Annotated in this window: 5 protein-coding genes; 1 reads left to right on the plus strand and 4 read right to left on the minus strand. The window is 45.9% G+C overall.

Annotation, left to right across the window (positions count from 1 at the left end; genetic code table 11):
• The coding region (locus ACRC32_RS22710) for an arginase family protein (RefSeq protein WP_438556110.1) at window positions 1–541 on the minus strand (541 nt) is incomplete at its 3' end.
• A gap of 163 nt (window positions 542–704) precedes the next feature.
• On the opposite strand from ACRC32_RS22710, the gene ACRC32_RS22715 reads away from it, so the two are divergent.
• Window positions 705–1,250, plus strand: coding sequence for a DUF4385 domain-containing protein (locus ACRC32_RS22715; protein WP_438556107.1), 546 nt, complete (start codon window positions 705–707; stop codon window positions 1,248–1,250).
• Window positions 1,251–1,297: 47 nt separating this feature from the next.
• On the opposite strand, the gene chlG is transcribed toward ACRC32_RS22715, so the two are convergent.
• The 3 genes from chlG to petP form a co-directional block, all read right to left on the minus strand.
• Complete coding sequence (gene chlG / locus ACRC32_RS22720) at window positions 1,298–2,350, minus strand: chlorophyll synthase ChlG (protein ID WP_438556108.1); 1,053 nt, start codon at window positions 2,348–2,350, stop codon at window positions 1,298–1,300.
• Window positions 2,351–2,414: 64 nt separating this feature from the next.
• Window positions 2,415–3,509, minus strand: a complete 1,095-nt coding sequence (locus ACRC32_RS22725; RefSeq protein WP_438556109.1) for a Get3/ArsA fold putative tail anchor-mediating ATPase NosAFP — start codon at window positions 3,507–3,509, stop codon at window positions 2,415–2,417.
• 80 nt (window positions 3,510–3,589) lie between these two features.
• Entirely contained in the window at window positions 3,590–3,781 is a 192-nt protein-coding gene (petP, locus tag ACRC32_RS22730) for a cytochrome b6f subunit PetP (RefSeq protein WP_438556111.1), read from the minus strand.
• Between the last annotated feature and the right edge of the window lie 128 nt (window positions 3,782–3,909).

Genomic DNA, 3,909 nt, shown 5'->3' on the forward strand with positions numbered 1-3,909 from the left:
TTGCTCGAATCCCAATTTGAACGGTTGGTAAACCCATATCAACCACTCGCCGCATGATGCAAGCATGATTGTGGATCGAGCCTTCATATTCGTGACGCAAATCGCCGTGAGCGTCAATTTGCACTACGGTAAAAGGTTCGTCTGGATATGCTTGGCGATATGCCTCAACAACGCCTGTCGTAATGCTATGTTCGCCACCCAAAGCGATCGCAAATTTGTTATCTCGCACTAGTTTGTAAACCGTTTCCTGAGTGGCTTTTAGCATCTCTTCTGGTGAAACTTCGCGATCGCGAGTATCCGCAATTGAAGGGTACGTATAAATACCGACATCGCAGCCGATCTCCCAGTCGAGTTCTTCATCGTAGTATTCCACTTGCTGGGAAGCTTCTAGAATTGCATCGGGACCATTTTCGCAACCACGGCGATAGGTTGTTGTTGCTTCGTAGGGAATTGGTAGGATAACGATCTTAGCAGCATCGTAACTTGCTGCAACATCAGCCCCGAGAAAGGGAATGACAGAAGTATCTGTTTGAGTTAGCATAAACGGCGATCGAGGAATTGCAACATCACGATCCTGACACACTCCCGCTAAAAGTAGCGATCTGAGAGACTGGCTGAAGCGTGCTTCAGTTCCCTGCACCGAGGTAAAGCCAAGCCTAGCTTAAGCTAAAGTAACGCCATGCCTTACTAATGACTCATGACAAATGACACATGGCAGCTATAACTTACATGAAGTCATTTATAAAAATCGAAATATGACTGCTTTCGATTATTCTCTAGATTTTAAAACCATTGATTTTCGCCAGCACCCAGAGTTTTATCGAGTGGGTAAAGGCGAACAAGGAGTTCTTTTAGTTGAACCATATAAATCAGAAATCTTACCGCACTGGCGATTCAAAACTCCCGATATTGCTAGAGAATCCAGCCAAAAAATATATGAATTATTTCTAAATTATTTAGCAGCAGATGATTTTGTTGGTGCGGATATGGCGCGAAAGTTTTTACAAATGGGCTACACGCGATCGCGTCGTTATGCAAATCATAAAAGTGGGAGAAAATATAAAACTAATCCTCAAAAAATTACTTCTCCAGACGCACAGCTTCAGGCAAGAAAAGATATTTTACCTTATGAAGTCGATCCAATCAAAGCTGAGTCTGCGGCAATTTTCAAAGAAAAGTGGGTACAAGCTAAAACAAATGAGAAGTACTTACAGTTAATGGCAAAGCACAAACAAATGTACGAAAGTTAGGATGCTTTTTTGGTTAGGTGGGCAATGCCCACCCTACGTTGAAATTTTTAGATTCCAGCATGACCCAGTGCTAAGCCAGTCAGGAGCATTCCTAATACCAAAAATGGTTGAGCGCTTGCCTGATATTTGACATCATTTTTCAGCGGATCGCGCAAGAAATACATGTCCTGAAAGACGATCTGGGGAATGACTAAGAAGATGAGAATGGTCGCGTACAAGTTTTCACCAATACTGACTAAGTATGCTGCAATTCCCATCTGAAAAATGTCGATCGCCAAAACGCAAATCCAAGCCGCTGTAGAAATACCAAACATTACTGGTAGAGACTTTAACCCTAATTGGCGATCGCCTTCTACACTTTTGAAATCATTCACCACAGCAATTCCCAAGCCTGCCATGCTGTAGATCAGCGTCAAAATTGCGATCGTCCAGTTGAGATCGCCAAACAAAGCATGACCAGTCCACCAGGGTAATGCAATATAACTTGCTCCCAAAGCATAATTACCTAACCAACCATTCTGCTTCAGTTTTAGCGGTGGAGCTGAATAGATATACGCTAGGAAAGAACCGCCAATTGCCAATGCTGTAATTGTGAGAAATTGATGTCCTGCCCACAGATCTAAAGCAAAAGCAACTCCCAGACCAGCCACCAGCAGCACGAGAATTTGGGTTACGACTTGGGGAACGGAAATTGCCCCAGAGGGAATCGGACGATAGGGTTCGTTGATTGCGTCGATTTCGCGATCGTAGAAATCATTTAGGGTTTGGGTATAACCCGTCAACAGCGGTCCCGCCAGCAACATAGCAGCAGCGGCAATTAAGACATGTTCCAACGTCCAAGTATACTGTCCCGAAGAAGCCGCCCCACAAATGACACCCCACATCAAGGGAATCCAGGTAATCGGCTTCATCAATTGCAGGCGAATTTTCCAAATTGAACTTTCGCCAGGACTCGCGCCTTTCATACCCAGCAATTGCCTGGTTCTGCCGCTGCGATCGCTTTGTAAACTAGCAACAGGATTGGTAGCAGACCCAATTTGCTCAGCAGCCTGCTCTGAATTACTATTTGGAAACGCAGAAGAGGGAGTTGGATCTGACATAAAAATAGGGAGTAGGGAGTCGTGGTAATAAGGGCGCACGGCTGTGCGTCCTTATTACTCATAATTACAAAGATACGATCAAATAGCCCTGCTGGAATTTTGCACCAGTTACAGTTTTGCCGCTCAAACCTGGGGGAAGGATAATATTGCGACGATGATCGCCTGCTTCTATGGTAATTTCACCGCCCGATTGAGTCAGCTTGACTTGCTTTTTATCAAATCCTGGCAAAAAGACGCGGACTTGACGCGCTGCTACGTCAATTTCTAGGGGTTTGGGAGCTAGTGCAGGTTGGGTAAAATCTGGTAGAGCATCCATGAGGGGTTGCCAGTCGCCAGGAGTCGCAGTCGGAACGCTACTGACTGGCAAAGGCGAAAACTCAGATTTGAGGGCTTCTGTCGCAGTTGTTTGATTGGCGATCGCACCTGCTATAGTTAAGCCAATAAGCTGAGAACTCCCCCATAAATAACGCGCCGTTGCCATACTTGCCGGATTATCATTCACGACTAAATAAGCTGCAAGGCGTTTAGGGTCGGCAAGGGCAGCTTTTCCCTGCTCTAGGATGTTCGTAACTTTACTCGTCGGTTGGGAGAGGTTATCACCAGTCCAACTGACATTAAAGATACTGGCTAGGAGGGGCTGGAGAAACGGCGATACCGTTCTTCCCAAGTCGGAATCTGTCAACAACTTACCAAAGCGACGAGCATACCAGCTGAGACTTTCTGGCATTCCTAACAACCGCAGCATTGATGAGTCGCCGCTACCGTCGAAAACGATCGCGTCATACTTGCCGCTAGCATCGTACTCCCGCAGGGCGTTGAGTACTAATGCTTTATCCATTCCTGGCAACACGACCAATTCTTGTCCGTAGACATCCTTAATTATGGGCGTGCGAAGATACTGCGCCTCTAGCTTTTTCACCTCATCCCAGTTGCGTTCCAACAAAGTCGAAGTTTTTAATTGGACGACTTGAAGATTTGTCGCTACTTCTTGCGGTTCAGCTGCTAGGGACGTGTCTAATAACACCCCTAATCCTGGTTGATTGTCATCCGTTGCCAATAGAACGCGCTGTCCTTGGCTTGCTAGACGCTTGGCTGCTGCGATCGCGATCGTCGTGCGTCCAGTCCCACCCTTGCCCAAAAATGTCAAAATGAGGGGCATTGTTTGCTTTCCTGATGAGTGCAAATAAGTTATGTCTGGTCAAGTTTCCCTCACGAAAACCCTTCCAGACATCTTCCCAGTCACGTAGGTTTAATTTCGTCTTCAAAAAACCAAGTGCTAAAGTTGTCATCAAACTGCACTACAACACCAACGCCGCTACCGTCAGTCATTCTAAAACCCTTGACTGTACCGACTTGTCCGAGTCGCTTAACAACGGGGGGAGATACTCTGTCTCTCAGGCGATATACTTTAACTTTCTGTCCGATTTCCATTCCAGTACTGCAATTCGTCACGAACCATGAATCAGTGTAGCTGAATTGAGCGCTCCCTGCTCCCTGACAACTGACTTGACTTTGAAACGACGGTGTGAAAGAGTATCTTGTAACTTTTTGTGGGAAAC

Source organism: Chroococcidiopsis sp., assembly GCF_051657925.1.
Taxonomy (GTDB): domain Bacteria; phylum Cyanobacteriota; class Cyanobacteriia; order Cyanobacteriales; family Chroococcidiopsidaceae; genus Chroococcidiopsis.